21 protein-coding genes are annotated in these 18,376 nt (G+C 64.9%); 20 read left to right on the forward strand and 1 reads right to left on the reverse strand.

The genetic code is table 11. The features are described 5' to 3' along the window. Position 1 precedes the first annotated feature (1 nt). Entirely contained in the window at positions 2-550 is a 549-nt protein-coding gene (locus VQ065_RS05955) for a glycine zipper 2TM domain-containing protein (RefSeq protein ID WP_340080371.1), read from the forward strand. 106 nt (positions 551-656) lie between these two features. On the opposite strand, the gene suhB is transcribed toward VQ065_RS05955, so the two are convergent. Next, positions 657-1,472 (reverse strand): type III secretion system regulator SuhB, encoded by an 816-nt coding sequence (suhB, locus tag VQ065_RS05960; protein ID WP_003092845.1) that lies wholly within the window; start codon positions 1,470-1,472, stop codon positions 657-659. Positions 1,473-1,623: 151 nt separating this feature from the next. On the opposite strand from suhB, the gene trmJ reads away from it, so the two are divergent. From trmJ to der, 19 genes are all read left to right on the forward strand, one after another. Further along, positions 1,624-2,397, forward strand: a complete 774-nt coding sequence (gene trmJ, locus VQ065_RS05965) for a tRNA (cytosine(32)/uridine(32)-2'-O)-methyltransferase TrmJ (RefSeq protein WP_003092842.1) — start codon at positions 1,624-1,626, stop codon at positions 2,395-2,397. Next, positions 2,397-3,173, forward strand: coding sequence for a serine O-acetyltransferase (gene cysE / locus VQ065_RS05970; RefSeq protein WP_003092839.1), 777 nt, complete (start codon positions 2,397-2,399; stop codon positions 3,171-3,173). The genes trmJ and cysE overlap by 1 nt, the downstream gene beginning before the upstream one ends. Before the next feature lie 144 nt (positions 3,174-3,317). After that, positions 3,318-3,809: a Fe-S cluster assembly transcriptional regulator IscR gene (gene iscR, locus VQ065_RS05975; RefSeq protein ID WP_003092836.1), complete on the forward strand. Its 492-nt coding sequence runs from the start codon at positions 3,318-3,320 to the stop codon at positions 3,807-3,809. A gap of 29 nt (positions 3,810-3,838) precedes the next feature. Continuing rightward, positions 3,839-5,053 (forward strand): IscS subfamily cysteine desulfurase, encoded by a 1,215-nt coding sequence (locus VQ065_RS05980; RefSeq protein ID WP_003092832.1) that lies wholly within the window; start codon positions 3,839-3,841, stop codon positions 5,051-5,053. A 35-nt stretch (positions 5,054-5,088) separates the two neighbouring features. Beyond that, on the forward strand, positions 5,089-5,475 hold the full coding sequence (gene iscU, locus VQ065_RS05985) for a Fe-S cluster assembly scaffold IscU (RefSeq protein ID WP_003092829.1): 387 nt from the start codon (positions 5,089-5,091) through the stop codon (positions 5,473-5,475). Between the two features lie 27 nt (positions 5,476-5,502). Further along, positions 5,503-5,826 carry an iron-sulfur cluster assembly protein IscA gene (gene iscA, locus VQ065_RS05990; RefSeq protein ID WP_003092826.1) on the forward strand — a complete coding sequence of 108 codons (324 nt, stop codon included), beginning with the start codon at positions 5,503-5,505 and terminating at the stop codon, positions 5,824-5,826. A gap of 7 nt (positions 5,827-5,833) precedes the next feature. After that, the gene (gene hscB, locus VQ065_RS05995) at positions 5,834-6,355 is read left to right on the forward strand and encodes a co-chaperone HscB (protein WP_003092824.1); all 522 of its coding nucleotides are present in this window, start codon (positions 5,834-5,836) and stop codon (positions 6,353-6,355) included. 42 nt (positions 6,356-6,397) lie between these two features. Then, positions 6,398-8,257, forward strand: a complete 1,860-nt coding sequence (gene hscA, locus VQ065_RS06000) for a Fe-S protein assembly chaperone HscA (protein WP_003092822.1) — start codon at positions 6,398-6,400, stop codon at positions 8,255-8,257. Between the two features lie 6 nt (positions 8,258-8,263). Next, entirely contained in the window at positions 8,264-8,602 is a 339-nt protein-coding gene (gene fdx, locus VQ065_RS06005) for an ISC system 2Fe-2S type ferredoxin (protein ID WP_003092818.1), read from the forward strand. Between the two features lie 25 nt (positions 8,603-8,627). Beyond that, entirely contained in the window at positions 8,628-8,828 is a 201-nt protein-coding gene (gene iscX / locus VQ065_RS06010) for a Fe-S cluster assembly protein IscX (protein WP_003092814.1), read from the forward strand. Between the two features lie 243 nt (positions 8,829-9,071). Then, positions 9,072-9,503, forward strand: a complete 432-nt coding sequence (ndk, locus tag VQ065_RS06015) for a nucleoside-diphosphate kinase (RefSeq protein ID WP_003092811.1) — start codon at positions 9,072-9,074, stop codon at positions 9,501-9,503. Between the two features lie 24 nt (positions 9,504-9,527). Beyond that, positions 9,528-10,667, forward strand: a complete 1,140-nt coding sequence (gene rlmN, locus VQ065_RS06020; protein ID WP_003092809.1) for a 23S rRNA (adenine(2503)-C(2))-methyltransferase RlmN — start codon at positions 9,528-9,530, stop codon at positions 10,665-10,667. A gap of 17 nt (positions 10,668-10,684) precedes the next feature. Beyond that, the gene (pilF, locus tag VQ065_RS06025; protein ID WP_003092804.1) at positions 10,685-11,443 is read left to right on the forward strand and encodes a type 4a pilus biogenesis protein PilF; all 759 of its coding nucleotides are present in this window, start codon (positions 10,685-10,687) and stop codon (positions 11,441-11,443) included. Next, positions 11,440-12,483 carry a RodZ domain-containing protein gene (locus tag VQ065_RS06030; protein ID WP_015502427.1) on the forward strand — a complete coding sequence of 348 codons (1,044 nt, stop codon included), beginning with the start codon at positions 11,440-11,442 and terminating at the stop codon, positions 12,481-12,483. The genes pilF and VQ065_RS06030 overlap by 4 nt, the downstream gene beginning before the upstream one ends. Further along, positions 12,480-13,595: a flavodoxin-dependent (E)-4-hydroxy-3-methylbut-2-enyl-diphosphate synthase gene (gene ispG / locus VQ065_RS06035; RefSeq protein ID WP_003092800.1), complete on the forward strand. Its 1,116-nt coding sequence runs from the start codon at positions 12,480-12,482 to the stop codon at positions 13,593-13,595. Before VQ065_RS06030 ends, ispG begins: the two co-directional genes overlap by 4 nt. A gap of 18 nt (positions 13,596-13,613) precedes the next feature. Continuing rightward, positions 13,614-14,903, forward strand: coding sequence for a histidine--tRNA ligase (gene hisS / locus VQ065_RS06040; RefSeq protein WP_003092797.1), 1,290 nt, complete (start codon positions 13,614-13,616; stop codon positions 14,901-14,903). 26 nt (positions 14,904-14,929) lie between these two features. Continuing rightward, positions 14,930-15,574 (forward strand): YfgM family protein, encoded by a 645-nt coding sequence (locus VQ065_RS06045; protein ID WP_003092793.1) that lies wholly within the window; start codon positions 14,930-14,932, stop codon positions 15,572-15,574. Between the two features lies 1 nt (position 15,575). Beyond that, on the forward strand, positions 15,576-16,718 hold the full coding sequence (bamB, locus tag VQ065_RS06050; protein WP_003092789.1) for an outer membrane protein assembly factor BamB: 1,143 nt from the start codon (positions 15,576-15,578) through the stop codon (positions 16,716-16,718). Positions 16,719-16,795: 77 nt separating this feature from the next. Further along, a complete protein-coding gene (gene der, locus VQ065_RS06055) occupies positions 16,796-18,277 on the forward strand; it encodes a ribosome biogenesis GTPase Der (protein ID WP_003092786.1) in 1,482 nt (493 codons plus the stop codon). Positions 18,278-18,376 lie beyond the last annotated feature (99 nt).

Raw genomic sequence — 18,376 nt, forward strand, 5'->3', positions numbered from 1 at the left:
TGTGAACAAGTCGATGCTCGTCGGGGCCGTTCTGGGTGCCGTAGGCGTGACCGCAGGTGGCGCGGTAGCCACCTATAGCCTGGTGGATCGCGGTCCCGACTACGCCGAGGTCGTCGCTGTCCAGCCGTTCAAGGAAACCATCAAGACGCCGCGCCAGGTCTGCAAGGACGTGGCCGTGACCCGCCAGCGTCCGGTCAAGGACCAGCACCAGATCGCCGGTACCGCCATCGGTGCGGTGGTCGGCGGCTTGCTGGGCAACCAGATCGGCGGCGGTACCGGCAAGAAGATCGCCACCGTGGCCGGCGCCGTCGGCGGCGGCTACGCCGGCAACAAGGTGCAGGAAGGCATGCAGGAGCGTGACACTTACACCACCACCGAAACCCGCTGCAGCACCGTGCACGACAGCAGCGAGAAGGTCGTCGGCTATGACGTGAAGTACATGCTCGACGGCAAGGCCGGGCAGATCCGCATGGAGCGCGATCCGGGCAGCCAGATCCCGGTCGACAAGAATGGCCGGCTGATCCTCAGCCAGGGCGAAACGCTGCGCTGAGCCTGACTGTCGCAATGATGCACAAGGGCGCCCGCGGGCGCCCTTGTGCATTTTCATGGAGATGAAAAACCCGGCGCGCCAGGCCGGGTTCTTCGTCAGCGGCGGATCAGCGCTTCAGCGACGGCGGCAGGTGCGGCTGGATGGTGGTCAGCAGTGCCTTGAAGCATTTGGTGTTGCCGGCGACGATGTGACCCTTCTCGAGGAATTCGTGGCTGCCGGTGAAGTCGCTCACCAGGCCGCCGGCTTCCTGTACCAGCAGGGCGCCTGCCGCCATGTCCCATTCGGACAGGCCGAATTCCCAGAAGGCGTCGTAGCGTCCGGCGGCGACGTAGGCCAGGTCTAGACTGGCGGCGCCGGCGCGGCGGATGCCGGCGGTCTGGCCGACCAGGCTGCGGAACATGTTCAGGTAGTTGTCGAGATTGTCGATCTGGTTGTCGCGGAACGGGAACCCGGTGCCGAGCAGGGCGCCTTCCAGGCTCTTGCGGCCGCTGACGCGCAGGCGGCGACCGTTGAGGGCGGCGCCGCGACCGCGGCTGGCGGTGAATTCTTCCTGGCGTACCGGGTCGAGGACCACGGCGTGCTCCAGGCGGCCCTTGTACTTGCAGGCGATGCTCACGGCGAAGTGCGGTACGCCATGGATGAAGTTGGTGGTGCCGTCCAGCGGATCGATCACCCAGAGGTAATCGGCGCCCTCGCCGCTGCCTTCGATGAAGCCGCCTTCCTCGCCCATGATCGCGTGAGTCGGATAGGCCTTGCGCAGCGCGGCGACGATGGTCTGCTCGGCGGCGCGATCGACTTCGGTCACGTAGTCCTTGGCATCCTTCTCGTTGACCGAGATGACATCCAGGCGTTCGATGGAGCGGAAAATCAGTTCACCGGCGCTGCGAGCGGCGCGCAGGGCGATATTCAGCATAGGCTGCATGGAGAGGTCACCTGGGTCGTTAAAGAAAGCCGGCCATTCTAGCAGAAACCGATGGCGTTTGAAGGGCGACCTGTCGGCCGCATGGTATAAAGCTGACCTCTGCTGTAGGATTTCACACCCTTCAGTAACTTGGCGTTGGAGAGCATCGGCGTTGCTCGACCGTATTCGTGTGGTGTTGGTCAACACCAGTCATCCCGGCAACATCGGCGGGGCGGCCCGTGCCATGAAGAACATGGGCCTGTCGCAACTGGTGCTGGTGCAGCCGGAAAGCTTTCCCCACGGCGACGCGGTGGCGCGGGCTTCCGGCGCCACCGACATCCTCGACGCCGCAAGGGTGGTGGACACCCTGGAAGAGGCCCTGAGCGGCTGCAGCGTGGTGCTCGGCACCAGCGCCCGCGACCGGCGGATTCCCTGGCCGCTGCTGGATCCGCGCGAGTGCGCGACGACCTGCCTGGAGCACCTGGAGGCGAATGGCGAGGTGGCCTTGGTATTCGGGCGCGAATATGCGGGTTTGACCAACGAAGAATTGCAGCGCTGCCAGTTCCATGTGCATATCCCCTCCGATCCCGAGTTCGGCTCGCTGAACCTGGCGGCCGCGGTCCAGGTGCTCACCTACGAGGTGCGCATGGCGTGGCTGGCGGCCCAGGGCAAGCCGACCAAGATGGAAAAGTTCGAGTCCACCTCGATGCTCAACACCGAGCTGGTGACGGCCGACGAGCTGGAACTCTATTACGCGCATCTGGAGAGGACGCTGATCGATATCGGCTTCCTCGATCCGGAGAAGCCGCGCCACCTGATGTCGCGGTTGCGGCGCCTGTATGGGCGCAGCGCGATCAGCAAGCTGGAAATGAATATCCTGCGCGGGATCCTGACCGAAACCCAGAAGGTGGCCCGAGGCCTGTCCTACAAGCGGAGTGACGACTGATGTTCGAACGTGTGCGTGAAGATATCCAAAGCGTATTCCACCGTGATCCGGCGGCTCGCAACGCACTCGAGGTCCTCACCTGTTATCCGGGCCTGCACGCCGTCTGGCTGCATCGGCTGGCCCACGGCTTGTGGACGTCCGGCTGGAAGTGGCTGGCGCGCCTGGTGTCCAATTTCGGCCGCTGGATGACCGGCATCGAGATCCACCCGGGGGCCAGGATCGGCCGGCGCTTCTTCATCGACCACGGCATGGGCATCGTCATCGGCGAAACCGCCGAGATCGGCGACGACGTCACCCTCTACCAGGGCGTCACCCTGGGCGGTACCACCTGGAACAAGGGCAAGCGCCACCCCACCCTCGGCAACAACGTGGTGGTCGGTGCCGGTGCCAAGGTGCTCGGCCCGTTCACCGTCGGCGAGGGCGCCAAGGTCGGCTCCAATGCCGTGGTGACCAAGGAAGTCCCGCCGGGTGCCACCGTGGTCGGCATTCCCGGGCGGATCATCATGCGCGAGGATACCGAGCAGCAGGCCAAGCGCCAGGCGATGGCGGAGAAACTCGGCTTCGATGCCTACGGGGTCAGCCAGGACATGCCGGACCCGGTGGCGCGTGCCATTGGTCAGTTGCTCGATCACCTGCAGGCCGTCGACGGCCGGCTCGAGGGCATGTGCCAGGCGCTCACCGCCCTGGGGAGCGACTACTGCGCGAAGGATCTGCCGGTATTGCGCGAGGAGGATTTCGCCGGGGTCAAGGACGAGGATGGCAATCCGGCCGCGTAATGCGCGGCCGGCGGCTTTCTGCTAGCATGTAGCGCCCTGAATTTGCCTAATCCTGAGTAATTTGATCGGTCTTATAGTTGACTTAATTACTCGGATAATAGCATAATCCGCGTCAACCCCGAATGATCCCGATGGGAAAAGCCCATGCGTCTGACCACCAAAGGCCGCTACGCCGTAACCGCCATGCTCGACCTGGCGCTGCATGCTCAGCAAGGTCCGGTCTCGCTGGCCGATATCTCCGAACGCCAAGGCATTTCCCTGTCCTATCTCGAACAGCTGTTCGCCAAGTTGCGCCGTGGCAACCTGGTGACCAGCGTGCGCGGCCCGGGCGGCGGCTACCAGCTGTCCCGCCATATGTCGGGCATCCATGTGGCGCAGGTGATCGACGCGGTCAACGAATCCGTCGACGCGACCCGCTGCCAGGGGCAGGGCGATTGCCACTCCGGCGATACCTGTCTGACCCACCACCTGTGGTGCGACCTCAGTTTGCAGATCCATGAGTTCCTCAGCGGCATCAGCCTGGCCGATCTGGTCAGCCGCCAGGAGGTCCAGGAGGTCGCGCTGCGCCAGGACGAACGCCGTTGCTCAGGCAAGACGCCTCGTCTCGACAAGATTGAAGCGTCCGCCATCGACTGAGCAGGGCGCCAGCCTGTAGGAGTTACCTGATGAAATTGCCGATCTACCTCGATTACTCCGCGACCACTCCCGTCGATCCCCGCGTCGCCCAGAAAATGAGCGAATGCCTGCTGATGGACGGCAACTTCGGCAACCCGGCTTCGCGTTCCCACGTGTTCGGCTGGAAAGCCGAGGAGGCCGTGGAGAACGCCCGTCGCCAGGTGGCCGAACTGGTCAACGCCGATCCCCGCGAGATCGTCTGGACCTCCGGCGCCACCGAGTCCGACAACCTGGCGATCAAGGGCGTTGCGCACTTCTACTCGGGCAAGGGCAAGCACATCATCACCTCGAAGATCGAGCACAAGGCGGTCCTCGACACCTGCCGCCAGCTGGAGCGCGAAGGTTTCGAAGTGACCTACCTGGAGCCGGGCGAAGATGGCCTGATCACTCCGGCACTGGTCGAGGCGGCGCTGCGTGACGACACCATCCTGGTCTCGGTCATGCACGTGAACAACGAGATCGGCACCGTCAACGACATCGCCGCCATCGGCGAGCTGACCCGCTCCCGCGGCGTGCTGTTCCACGTCGACGCCGCACAGTCGACCGGCAAGGTCGAGATCGACCTGGACAAGCTCAAGGTCGACCTGATGTCCTTCTCCGCGCACAAGACCTACGGCCCGAAAGGCATTGGCGCGCTCTACGTCCGGCGCAAGCCGCGCGTCCGCATCGAGGGCCAGATGCACGGCGGCGGCCATGAGCGCGGCATGCGTTCCGGCACCCTGGCCACCCACCAGATCGTCGGCATGGGCGAGGCGTTCCGCATCGCCAAGGAAGAAATGGCCCAGGAGAACGCCCGCGTGCTGGCGCTCCGCGACCGCTTCTTCGCGCAGATCGACGGCCTGGAAGAGCTCTACATCAACGGCAGCATGACCTCCCGCGTCCCGCACAACCTCAACGTCAGCTTCAACTACGTCGAGGGCGAGTCGCTGATCATGGCGCTCAAGGACCTCGCGGTCTCCTCCGGTTCGGCCTGTACCTCGGCGTCCCTGGAACCGTCCTACGTATTGCGCGCCCTGGGCCGCAACGACGAACTGGCGCATAGCTCCATCCGCTTCACCTTCGGTCGCTTCACCACCGAGGAAGAGATCGACTATGCCGCGAAGAAGGTGGTCGAGGCCGTTTCCAAGCTGCGCGAACTGTCGCCGCTGTGGGATATGTACAAAGAGGGCGTCGACCTGTCCCAGGTCGAATGGCAGGCGCACTGAGCGCCTCGTGCCCCGGAAAAACGTGAGGATTAGCCATGGCATATAGCGAAAAGGTCATCGACCACTACGAAAACCCGCGCAACGTCGGCAAGCTCGACGCTGCCGATCCCAACGTCGGCACCGGCATGGTCGGCGCGCCGGCCTGCGGCGACGTGATGCGCCTGCAGATCAAGGTCAACGAGCAGGGCGTGATCGAAGACGCCAAGTTCAAGACCTACGGTTGCGGTTCCGCGATCGCCTCCAGCTCCCTCGCCACCGAGTGGATGAAGGGCAAGACCCTGGACGAGGCGGAAACCATCAAGAACACCACCATCGCCGAAGAGCTGGCCCTGCCGCCGGTGAAGATCCACTGCTCCGTTCTCGCCGAAGACGCCATCAAGGCCGCCGTTCGCGACTACAAGCAGAAGAAGGGTTTGCTCTAAGCCGCTCGTGACGAGTAAGGAGTTGCAATGGCCATCAGCATGACCGAAGCCGCCGCCAAACACGTGCAGCGCTCCCTCGAGGGGCGCGGCAAGGGCGAGGGTATCCGTCTTGGCGTGCGCACCACTGGCTGTTCCGGGCTTGCCTATGTCCTCGAATTCGTCGATGAACTGGCGGCCGAGGACCTGGTCTTCGAGAACCATGGCGTGAAGGTCATCATCGACCCGAAAAGCCTGGTCTATCTCGATGGCACCGAGCTGGACTTCACTCGCGAAGGGCTCAACGAAGGCTTCAAGTTCAACAATCCCAACGTTCGTGGCGAATGCGGCTGCGGCGAAAGCTTCAACGTCTGAGGCCGGCGTGGGTAAACCCTGTCATTTCGCCCAGTTCGACCTGCAACCGGCTTTCCTGGTCGATCTCGACGAGCTCGGCCAGCGCTATCGCGAGTTGGTGCGCAGCGTCCATCCCGACCGTTTCGCCGACGCTCCCGAGCGCGAGCAGCGTCTCGCCCTGGAGCGCGCGGCGCAACTGAACGAGGCCTACCAGACCCTGAAGAGCGCTCCGCGCCGGGCCCTGTACCTGTTGACCCTGAGTGGTCACGAGTTGCCCTTGGAGGCTACGGTGCAGGATCCGGAGTTTCTCCTGCAGCAGATGCAGCTGCGCGAGGAACTGGAGGAGTTGCAGGACAGCGCCGACCTGGCCGGCGTGGCGACCTTCAAGCGTCGGCTCAAGGCCGCCCAGGCCGAGCTGGAGCGCGAGTTCGCCGCGTGCTGGGACGATGCGCAGCGCCGCGAAGAGGCCGAACGCCTGGTCCGTCGCATGCAGTTCCTCGACAAGCTCGCGCAGGAAGTGCGCCAGCTGGAAGAGCGACTCGACGATTAATCCCTGCGGCCCCCGGGTCGCACCCCATAGTTAAGACAGAGCATGGCCCTACTGCAGATCGCCGAGCCCGGTCAGAGTCCCAAGCCCCATGAGCGTCGCCTGGCGGTTGGGATCGACCTGGGTACCACCAATTCGCTGGTCGCCGCGGTGCGTAGCGGCGTCGCCGAGCCCTTGCCGGATGCGCAGGGGCGCCTGATCCTGCCTTCCGCGGTGCGTTATCACGCCGAGCGGGCGGAAGTGGGTGAGAGCGCCCGCGCGGCCGCCGCGAAGGATCCCTTCAATACCATCATTTCGGTCAAGCGTCTGATGGGGCGCGGCCTGGAGGACGTCAAGCAACTGGGCGAGCAATTGCCCTACCGCTTCCGCCAGGGCGAGTCGCACATGCCCTTCATCGAGACCGTACAGGGGTTGAAGAGTCCTGTGGAAGTCTCGGCGGACATCCTGCGTGAGCTGCGCCAGCGCGCCGAAACCACCCTCGGTGGCGAGCTGGTGGGTGCGGTGATCACTGTGCCGGCCTATTTCGACGACGCCCAGCGCCAGGCTACCAAGGATGCCGCGCGCCTGGCCGGACTGAACGTCCTGCGCCTGCTCAACGAGCCGACCGCCGCCGCCGTGGCCTACGGCCTGGACAAGGGCGCGGAAGGCCTGGTGGCCATCTACGACCTGGGTGGCGGAACCTTCGACATTTCCATCCTGCGCCTGACCCGCGGTGTCTTCGAAGTCCTGGCCACCGGCGGCGATACGGCCCTGGGCGGCGACGACTTCGACCATGCCATCGCTGGCTGGGTGATCGAGCAGGCTGGCCTTTCTGCCGATCTGGACCCGGGCAGCCAGCGGCAGTTGCTGCAAATCGCCTGTGCGGCCAAGGAGCGTCTTACCGACGAGGCGTCGGTCCGGGTCGCCTACGGCGACTGGAGCGGCGAGCTGAGCCGGGCGACGCTCGACGAGTTGATCGAGCCGTTCGTCGCTCGCAGCCTGAAGTCCTGTCGCCGAGCGGTGCGCGACTCCGGTGTCGATCTGGAAGAAATCCGCTCTGTGGTGATGGTCGGTGGCTCGACCCGCGTGCCCCGTGTGCGCACGGCGGTTGGCGAGTTGTTCGGCTGCGAGCCGCTGACCGATATCGATCCGGACCAAGTGGTCGCCATCGGCGCGGCCATCCAGGCCGATGCCCTGGCCGGCAACAAGCGCGGCGAGGAATTGCTGCTGCTGGACGTCATTCCGCTGTCGCTCGGCCTGGAAACCATGGGCGGGCTGATGGAGAAGGTGATTCCGCGCAATACCACCATCCCGGTGGCGCGCGCCCAGGAGTTCACCACCTACAAGGACGGCCAGACGGCCATGATGATCCACGTGCTGCAGGGCGAGCGCGAGCTGGTGAAGGATTGTCGTTCGCTGGCGCGCTTCGAGCTGCGCGGCATTCCGCCGATGGTGGCGGGCGCGGCGAAAATCCGGGTGACCTTCCAGGTCGACGCCGACGGCTTGCTCGGCGTGTCCGCACGCGAACTGAGTTCCGGCGTCGAGGCCAGCATCCAGGTCAAGCCGTCCTATGGGCTGACCGACGGCGAGATCGCGCGGATGCTCAAGGACTCCTTCGACTACGCCGGCGACGACAAGGCTGCCCGCGCCCTGCGCGAACAGCAGGTCGAGGCGCAGCGGCTGCTGGAGGCCGTGCAGTCGGCGCTGGACGTCGACGGCGAGCGGCTCCTGGACGAAGAGGAGCGCCTGGCCATCGCGGCGCAGATGGACACCTTGCGTGAACTGGCCGGTGGTAGCGACACCGCGGCCATCGAGAACCAGATCAAGCGCCTGTCCCAGGTGACCGACGCTTTCGCCGCACGGCGGATGGACGCGACCGTCAAGGCCGCGCTCTCCGGCCGCCGGCTCAACGAAATCGAGGAATAAGCGAAGATGCCGCAGATCGTGATTCTGCCCCATGCCGACCACTGCCCCGAGGGGGCGGTATTCGAGGCGAAGCCCGGCGAAACCATACTGGATGCCGCGTTGCGCAATGGCATCGAGATCGAGCATGCCTGTGAGAAATCCTGCGCCTGCACGACCTGCCACGTAATCGTCCGCGAAGGCCTCGACTCCATGGAGCCGTCCGACGAACTCGAAGACGACATGCTGGACAAGGCCTGGGGTCTGGAGCCCGATTCGCGGCTATCCTGCCAGGCAGTGGTGGCCGACGAAGACCTGGTGGTCGAGATTCCCAAGTACACCATCAACCAGGTGTCGGAAGGCCACTGAGCCCGGCGGTAGAGAGGAGCGTGCAATGAGCCTGAAATGGACCGATGTGCTGGAAATCGCCATCCAGCTCGACGAAAGCAAGCCGGAGGTCGATCCGCGATACGTCAACTTCGTCGATCTGCGGCGCTGGGTGGTGGAACTTCCAGAGTTCTCCGACGATCCTCAGCGTAGCGGGGAGAAAGTCCTGGAGGCCATCCAGGCCGCCTGGATCGAGGAACGGGACTAGCCATAGGCCCGCCCTACGCATTTGCCGGGAACCCGCGTATAATTCGCGGGTTTTATTTTAGGTAAGGCCTGAAATCGCCCGCGGGCGCATTCCAGGCTAGGCGCGCCGGGCCCGATGCCAGGCGCAGCCACGCTGATTCCGGCCCTTTCGGGCCGTTTTCGTCAGCGTCCTGAACGAATCACGGCGTCCCGCCCCGCTGGCGGGGCCGCCCATGCTAGACAACCTTGTTTCGGAGTTTTACCAATGGCACTGCAACGCACCCTGTCCATCATCAAGCCGGACGCCGTTTCCAAGAACGTGATCGGCGAAATCCTGACCCGCTTCGAGAAAGCCGGCCTGCGCGTCGTCGCCGCTAAAATGGTTCAGCTGTCCGAGCGTGAAGCCGGCGGCTTCTATGCCGAGCACAAAGAGCGTCCGTTCTTCAAGGACCTGGTTTCCTTCATGACTTCCGGTCCGGTTGTAGTCCAGGTCCTGGAAGGCGAGGACGCCATCGCCAAGAACCGCGAGCTGATGGGCGCCACCGATCCGAAGAAAGCCGACGCCGGTACCATCCGCGCCGACTTCGCCGTCTCCATCGACGAGAACGCCGTCCACGGTTCCGATTCCGAAGCTTCCGCCGCTCGCGAGATCGCCTACTTCTTCGCGGCTACCGAAGTCTGCGAGCGCATTCGCTGATCGAGCGTGGGTGAGGGTGAAGCCATGACAACGACCACCGCCGGCAAGGTGAACCTGCTGGGCCTGACCCAGCCGCAGCTGGAACAGTTCTTCGAGTCCATCGGCGAGAAGCGTTTCCGGGCCGGCCAGGTCATGAAGTGGATTCACCACTTTGGCGTCGACGATTTCGACGCCATGACCAACGTCGGCAAGGCCTTGCGCGAAAAGCTCAAGGCCTCAGCCGAGATACGCGGTCCCGAGATCGTCAGCCAGGACATCTCCGCCGACGGCACCCGCAAGTGGGTGGTCCGGGTGGCGTCCGGCAGTTGCGTCGAGACCGTGTACATCCCCCAGGGCGGACGCGGCACCCTGTGCGTGTCCTCCCAGGCGGGCTGCGCCCTGGATTGCAGTTTCTGCTCCACCGGCAAGCAGGGTTTCAACAGCGACCTCACCGCCGCCGAGGTGATCGGCCAGGTGTGGATCGCCAACAAGTCGTTCGGTACCGTTCCGGCCAAGATCGACCGCGCCATCACCAATGTCGTGATGATGGGCATGGGCGAGCCGCTGCTGAACTTCGACAACGTGGTCGCCGCCATGAACATCATGATGGACGACCTCGGCTACGGTATTTCCAAGCGCAAGGTGACCCTGTCCACCTCCGGCGTGGTGCCGATGATCGACAAGCTCGGCGAGGTGATCGACGTGTCCCTGGCCCTGTCGCTGCACGCACCGAACGACGAGTTGCGCAACAAGCTGGTGCCGATCAACAAGAAGTATCCGCTGGGCATGCTGCTGGATGCCTGCCGCCGGTATATTTCCCGGCTCGGCGAGAAGCGCGTGCTGACCGTCGAGTACACCCTGCTCAAGGATGTCAACGATCAGCCCGAGCATGCTGAGCAGATGATCGCATTGCTGAAAGACACGCCTTGCAAGATCAACCTGATTCCGTTTAATCCATTCCCGCACTCCGGCTACGAGCGCCCGAGCAACAATGCCATCCGGCGTTTCCAGGACATGTTGCACAAGGGCGGCTTCAACGTGACCGTGCGTACCACCCGCGGCGACGACATCGACGCAGCCTGTGGCCAGCTGGTCGGCCAGGTCATGGATCGTACCCGCCGGAGCGAACGTTATATTGCCGTGCGCCAACTGGCCGAGTCCGAGTCGGCGGCGAATCGAAATTGAGTGAGAGGAGGGTTCCGATGACTGTACGCGCCGCGCTGGTGTTCCTGTTGGCAGTTGGGCTGACAGGCTGCGTGACGAGCGGAGATCAGAATCCCCTGAAAACCGACAAGGGCCGTGACGAGGCGCGCGATGCCTATATCCAACTCGGCCTCGGCTATCTCCAGCGGGGGAACACCGAGCAGGCCAAGGTGCCGCTGCGCAAGGCCCTCGAGATCGACCCTTCCAGCGCCGACGCGCATGCCGCGCTGGCGGTGGTGTTCCAGACCGAGATGGAGCCCAAGCTGGCCGACGAGGAGTACCGCAAGGCGCTCGCCAGCGATAGCCGCAATGCCCGGGTACTGAACAACTACGGCGGTTTCCTCTACGAGCAGAAGCGCTACGAGGAGGCCTACCAGCGTCTCCTGGAGGCCAGCCAGGACACCCTCTATCCCGAGCGCTCGCGGGTCTTCGAGAACCTCGGCCTAGTTTCGCTGCAAATGAAGAAACCGGCCCAGGCCAAGGAGTACTTCGAGAAATCCCTGCGTCTGAACCGTAACCAGCCCAGCGTCGCGCTGGAGATGGCCGACCTGCTCTACAAGGAGCGCGAGTACGTGCCGGCTCGCCAGTACTATGATCTCTTTGCCCAGGGCGGCGGGCAGAACGCCCGCAGCCTGTTGCTGGGCATTCGTCTCGCGAAGGTCTTCGAGGACCGCGACACGGCCGCCAGCTATGGCCTGCAGTTGAAACGCCTGTACCCAGGCTCTCCCGAATATCAGGAATTCCAGGCGGAAAAATGATGAAAGCTCCGCAGCCCGAAGTCGTAGCCACCGCTTCCCGTCAGAACCCCGGGGAAACCCTGCGCCAGGCGCGCGAGCAGAAGGGTTTGTCGTTGTCGCAGGTGGCCGGGCAACTGAACCTGACCGAGAATTCGCTGCGTCAGCTGGAAAACGGCGCGTTCGACAAGCTGCCGGGGCACACCTTCTCGCGCGGCTACATCCGCGCCTACGCCAAGCTCATGGGCCTCGACCAGGCCGAGCTGGTCAACAGCTTCGACCATTTCACCGGCACCAATGCCAGCGGCAGCACCGTACAGAGCCTGGGACGGGTCGCCGAGCCGGTGCGCCTGTCGCGCAACGTGCTGCGTATCGTCAGTCTGTTACTGCTCGCCCTGCTGATCGGCTTCGGCTACTTCTGGTGGCAGGAGCATTCCGCGCGCACGCCGGAAACCGCCGGTCTGAGCCTCGAGCATGTCGAAGTGGAAAGCGCCGACGGCACCACCGAGATCCATACCCTGGACGAGCCTGAAGACCAGGCGGTGATCGAAGCGCAGAAGGAAGGCGAGCAAGCGCCCGCCGAGGTTTCTCCGGAAGTCGCCGCCCAGGCCGAGGGTTCGCCGCCGGTGGCGAGCGAGGGCGCGCAGGTTCCCGCCGCTCCGGCACAGGGCACCCCCGCCGCGCCCCAGCAGCCCGTTACCGCCGCGCCTGCCGGCACGGCTCCCGCTCCCGGTACTGCTCCAGCCGTTCCGGCGACGGCCAGTCCGGCTGCCCCGCCAGCGCCGAGCGAACCTGCCGCCGCGCCCGTGGTGGCCGGCGAGGGCCAGGGGGTGGTCAAGGTACAGTTCGTCGCCGATTGCTGGACCCAGGTCACCGACGCCAACGGCAAGGTCCTGGTCAGCGCGCTGAAGCGCAAGGGCGACAGCCTGGAACTGGCCGGCAAGGCCCCGCTGGAGCTGCGCCTCGGTTTCGCTCGCGGCGCCCAGGTCAGCTACAACGGCCAGCCGGTGGACGTGACCCCCTTCGTCCGCGGCGAAACGGCCCGTCTGAAGGTAGGACAATGAGCATTCATAGCGCTTCTCCGATCATTCGCCGCAAGTCTCGGAAAATCTGGGTCGGCAACGTCCCGGTGGGCGGCGATGCGCCGATCGCCGTGCAGAGCATGACCAACACCGAGACCTGCGACGTCGCTGCCACCGTCGCGCAGATCCGCCGCCTGGAAGATGCCGGCGCGGACATCGTGCGGGTTTCCGTCCCCGACATGGACGCCGCCGAGGCGTTCGGCAAGATCAAGCAGCAGGTCAACGTGCCGCTGGTCGCCGACATCCACTTCGACTATCGCATCGCCCTGCGCGTCGCCGAGCTGGGAGTGGACTGCCTGCGCATCAATCCGGGCAACATCGGTCGCGAGGACCGGGTCAAGGCCGTGGTCGACGCCGCGCGCGAGCGCAACATCCCGATCCGTATCGGCGTCAATGCCGGTTCGCTGGAAAAGGACCTGCAGAAGAAATACGGCGAACCGACCCCGGAAGCCCTGCTCGAATCGGCCATGCGCCACGTCGATCATCTCGACAAGCTGGACTTCCAGAACTTCAAGGTCAGCGTCAAGGCCTCCGACGTCTTCATGGCCGTCGCCGCCTATCGCCTGCTGGCCAGGCAGATCGAGCAGCCCCTGCACCTGGGCATCACCGAGGCCGGCGGCCTGCGCTCCGGCACGGTGAAGTCGGCGGTGGGGCTGGGCATGCTCCTGGCCGAGGGAATCGGCGACACCATCCGGATTTCCCTGGCTGCCGATCCGGTCGAGGAGATCAAGGTCGGTTTCGACATCCTCAAGTCCCTGCACCTGCGCTCCCGTGGCATCAACTTCATCGCCTGCCCGAGCTGTTCGCGGCAGAACTTCGACGTGGTGAAGACCATGAACGAGCTGGAAGGGCGCCTGGAGGACCTGCTGGTACCGATGGACGTGGCCGTGATCGGTTGCGTCGTCAACGGTCCGGGCGAAGCCAAGGAGGCCCATGTCGGCCTCACCGGCGGCACTCCGAACCTGGTGTATATCGACGGCAAGCCGTCGCAGAAACTGACCAACGACAACCTGGTGGACGAGCTGGAACGGCTGATCCGCCAGAAGGCGGCCGAGAAGGCCGAAGCCGATGCGAGCCTGATCGCCCGCGGCTGACCCGTTTAAGGACCCTACGTGAGCAAGTCCCTGCAAGCCATTCGTGGCATGAACGACATCCTGCCGGAGCAGACTCCGGCCTGGCGCTATCTGGAACGCACCTTCGCCGGCCTGCTGGACGGCTACGGCTACAGCGAGATCCGCCTGCCCATCCTCGAGTTCACCGAACTCTTCGCCCGCGGCATCGGCGAAGGCACCGACGTGGTCGACAAGGAGATGTACACCTTCCTCGACCGCAACGGCGAATCCCTGACCATGCGTCCGGAAGGTACCGCCGGTTGCGTGCGCGCCGTGCTGGAGCACGGCCTGAGCGGCGGTGGCCAGGTGCAGAAGCTCTGGTACACCGGGCCGATGTTCCGTTACGAGAAACCGCAGAAAGGTCGCTACCGGCAGTTCCACCAGATCGGCGTGGAAGTCTTCAACCTGCCCGGTCCGGACATCGACGCCGAGTTGATCATCCTCACCTGGCGCCTGTGGCAGAAGCTCGGCATGGCCGACGCGGTGACCCTGCAGCTCAACACCCTCGGTTCCAGCGAGGCCCGCGCACGCTATCGCGAGGCCCTGGTGGCCTATCTGCAGGAGCGCTTCGAGCAACTCGACGAAGACAGCCAGCGGCGCATGACCACCAATCCGCTGCGAATCCTCGACAGCAAGGTGGAGAGCACCCAGGCGTTGCTGGTCGGCGCGCCGACCCTGCACGACTATCTCGATGAAGAATCGATCGCCCACTTCGAGGGTCTCAAGGCCCGCCTGGATGCTGTCGGACTGCGCTACGAAATCAACCAGAAGCTGGTGCGCGGCCTGGACTATTACTGCCGCACGGCTTTCGAGTGGGTCACCGACAAGCTTGGCGCCCAGGGCACCGTTTGCGGCGGTGGCCGCTACGACGGGCTGGTCAGCCAGTTCGGCGGCAAGCCGACCCCGGGCGTCGGTTTCGCCATGGGCGTGGAACGCCTGGTGCTGCTGCTGGAAACCTTGGGGGTGATCCCCGCCGAACTGAACCGTCCGGCCGACCTCTACGTCTGCGCCTTCGGCGAACCGGCCGAGCTGGCCGCCCTGACCCTGGCCGAACAGTTGCGCAGCGCCATTCCCGGCATACGCCTGCTGGTCAACGCCGGCGCCGGTAGCTTCAAGAGCCAGTTCAAGAAGGCCGACAAGAGCGGCGCGCGCTTTGCCCTGATCCTCGGGGAGGACGAGGTGGCCAATCGCGTGGTAGGTTTCAAGCCCCTGCGTGACGAGGGCGAGCAACAAAGCATTGCCTGGGATGCTCTGCCCGAGCACCTGGCAGCCTGTCTGGCACAGGCTTGAGAACATAAAGAATAGGAGTGATTGGGGTGACATCGCGTACCGAAGACGAAGACCTGGCGCAGATCAAGGACTGGTGGCAGCGCAACGGCAAGCCCCTGGTCACCGGCGGCATCCTCGCGCTGGCAGTGGTATTCGGCTGGCAGGCCTGGCAGAAGTACCAGACCAACCAGGCGCAGGGCGCCTCGATCGTCTACCAGCAACTGATCGAAACCGCGCTGAATCCGGCCGGCCAGCCGGATCCGGCGAAGGTGGCGGAGCTGGCCGGCAAGCTGAAGAGCGAGTTCGGCGGCACCCATTATGCCCAGTACGGCAGCCTGTTCGTGGCCAAGGTCGCGGTCGACAGCGGCAAGCTGGATGACGCCGTTGCCGAGCTGAAGGCGGTCATGGACAAGCCGGCCGACGCCACCCTCGGCGAACTGGCGCGGCAGCGCCTGGCCCGGGTCCTGGCGGCCCAGGGCAAGGTCGAGGAAGGCCTGAAGCTGCTCGATGGCGACGCCGACAAGGCCTACCTCTCTACCCGCGAGGAGCTCAAGGGCGACCTGCTGGTGCAGCTCAAGCGCACCGACGAGGCCCGCGCGGCCTACGAGAAAGCCAAGCAGTCGCTGCCCGAAGACGGTGCCGGCGATGCCCTGCAGATCAAGCTCGACGACCTGTCCAAGGGAGAGGCCTGAGATGGTGCAATGGAAACACGCGGCGCTGCTCGCCCTGGCCCTGGCGGTCGTGGGTTGCAGCAGCAACAGCAAGAAGGAACTCCCGCCCGCCGAGCTGACCGACTTCAAAGAGGAAGTCGTGTTGAGCAAGCAGTGGAGCCGCTCGGTCGGTGATGGCCAGGGCGACCTGTACAACCTGCTCGAACCGGCCGTCGATGGTTCCACCATCTACGCCGCGTCCGCCGAAGGGCGGGTGATGGCGATCCAGCGCGAAACCGGCGACGTGCTCTGGAAGAAGGACCTGGAACGTCCGGTTTCCGGTGGTGTCGGCGTCGGCTACGGCCTGGTGCTGGTGGGTACCCTGCGCGGTGACGTGATCGCCCTCGACGAAGCCACCGGCAAGAAGAAGTGGACCAAGCGAGTCAACAGCGAAGTGCTGTCGGCGCCGGCCACCAACGGCGACGTGGTGGTGGTGCAGACCCAGGACGACAAGCTGATCGGCCTCGATGCGGCCAGCGGCGACCAGCGCTGGATCTACGAAAGCACCGTGCCGGTGCTGACCCTGCGCGGCACCGGCGCGCCGCTGATCGCCGGCAACATGGCCCTGGCTGGCCTGGCCAGCGGCAAGGTGGTGGCGGTCGACGTACAGCGCGGCCTGCCGATCTGGGAGCAGCGGGTAGCGATTCCCCAGGGGCGTTCCGAACTGGATCGCGTGGTGGACATCGACGGCGGCCTCCTGCTGTCCGGCGACACCCTCTACGTGGTCAGCTACCAGGGCCGTGCCGCGGCGCTGGACGTGAACAGCGGCCGCCTGCTCTGGCAGCGCGAAGCGTCGAGCTACGTCGGCGTCGCCGAAGGCTTCGGCAATATCTACGTCAGCCAGGCCAGCGGTTCGGTGGAAGGCCTGGATTCGCGCGGCGCCTCTTCGCTGTGGAACAACGACGCCCTGGCGCGTCGCCAACTGTCGGCTCCGGCGGTGTTCTCCAGCAACGTGGTGGTCGGCGACCTGGAAGGCTACGTGCACCTGCTGAGCCAGGTGGACGGTCGCTTCGTCGGTCGCGAGCGGGTCGACAGCGATGGCGTGCGGGTTCGTCCGCTGGTGGTCGGGAGCTGGATGTACGTGTTCGGCAACGGTGGCAAGCTCGTCGCCTACACCATCCGCTAGACTGGGTTTCAAGTGTCCGGCCGCTGCCGTCCGACGTCAGCGGCCTTTGTGTTTTCTGAATTCTCGTGGAGAGCCGCATGGTTCCCGTTATTGCCCTGGTGGGTCGCCCGAACGTCGGCAAGTCCACTCTGTTCAACCGCCTGACCAAGTCGCGCGACGCCATCGTGGCGGAGTACGCAGGCCTGACCCGCGATCGCCAGTACGGCGAGGCGCGCTGGCAGGGCCGCACCTATATCGTCATCGATACCGGAGGCATCTCCGGCGATGAGGAAGGCATCGATGCGAAAATGGCCGAGCAATCGTTGCAGGCCATCGAGGAGGCGGATGCCGTCCTGTTCCTGGTCGATTCGCGCGCCGGCATGACCGCCGCCGACCAGATGATCGCCGAGCACCTGCGCAAGCGGAACAAGCGCAGCTTCCTGATCGCCAACAAGGTCGACACCATCGATCCCGATCTCGCTCGTGCCGAGTTCAGCCCGCTGGGCCTGGGCGATGCGCTGCCGATCGCCGCCGCCCACGGTCGCGGCATCAACCATATGCTGCAGGAAGCCCTGGGGATCTTCCCCAAGGACAACGCGGAGGAAGAAGGCGAGGGCGAGCCGGCGAGCGAAGAGGTCGCCGAAGGCGAGGAACCGACCCGGATTCCCGGTCCCAGCGAGAAGGACGGGATCAAGATCGCCATCATCGGCCGGCCCAACGTGGGCAAGTCGACCCTGGTCAACCGCATGCTCGGCGAAGAGCGGGTGATCGTCTACGACCAGGCCGGCACCACCCGCGACAGCATCTACATCCCGTTCGAGCGCAACGAGGAGAAGTACACCCTGATCGACACCGCTGGCGTGCGGCGTCGCGGCAAGATCTTCGAGGCGGTGGAAAAGTTCTCGGTGGTGAAGACCCTCCAGGCGATCCAGGACGCCAACGTGGTGATCTTCGTCATGGACGCCCGCGAAGGGGTGGTCGAGCACGACCTCAACCTGCTCGGCTTCGTCCTCGAGACCGGCCGTGCCCTGGTCATCGCCCTGAACAAGTGGGATGGCATGGAGGCGGCCGAGCGTGACTACGTGAAGACCGAACTGGAGCGGCGCCTGCTGTTCGTCGACTTCGCCGACATCCATTTCATTTCGGCCCTGCATGGCACCGGCGTCGGCCATCTCTACAAGTCGGTCCAGGAGTCCTTCCGTTCGGCGGTGACCCGCTGGCCGACCAGCCGCCTGACCAGCATCCTCGAGGACGCCGTGCAGGTGCACCAGCCGCCGATGGTCAACGGTCGCCGGATCAAGCTGCGCTACGCCCACCTGGGCGGCGCCAACCCGCCGCTGATCGTGATCCACGGCAACCAGGTGGACGCGGTGCCGAAGGCCTATACCCGCTACCTGGAGAAGACCTACCGGCGGGTATTGAAGTTGGTCGGTACGCCGATCCGCATCGAGTACAAGGGCGGCGAGAACCCCTACGAGGGCAAGAAGAACTCGCTGACCGCGCGCCAGGTCAACAAGAAGCGCCGGCTGATGTCGCACCACAAGAAAGCCGAGAAGAAGAAGAAGGACAAGCGCCGCTGAGGGTGGCGTTTCCTTCGTCGAAAGGCCCGGCGGGTATCCCTGTCGGGCCTTTTTCATTGGCCGCGGCTGTAGAGCCAGGCCGCCGGCGTTGACCGCCGA

It is taken from the genome of Pseudomonas sp. KBN10P06128, assembly GCF_037574945.1.
Classification (GTDB): Bacteria; Pseudomonadota; Gammaproteobacteria; order Pseudomonadales; family Pseudomonadaceae; genus Pseudomonas; species Pseudomonas aeruginosa.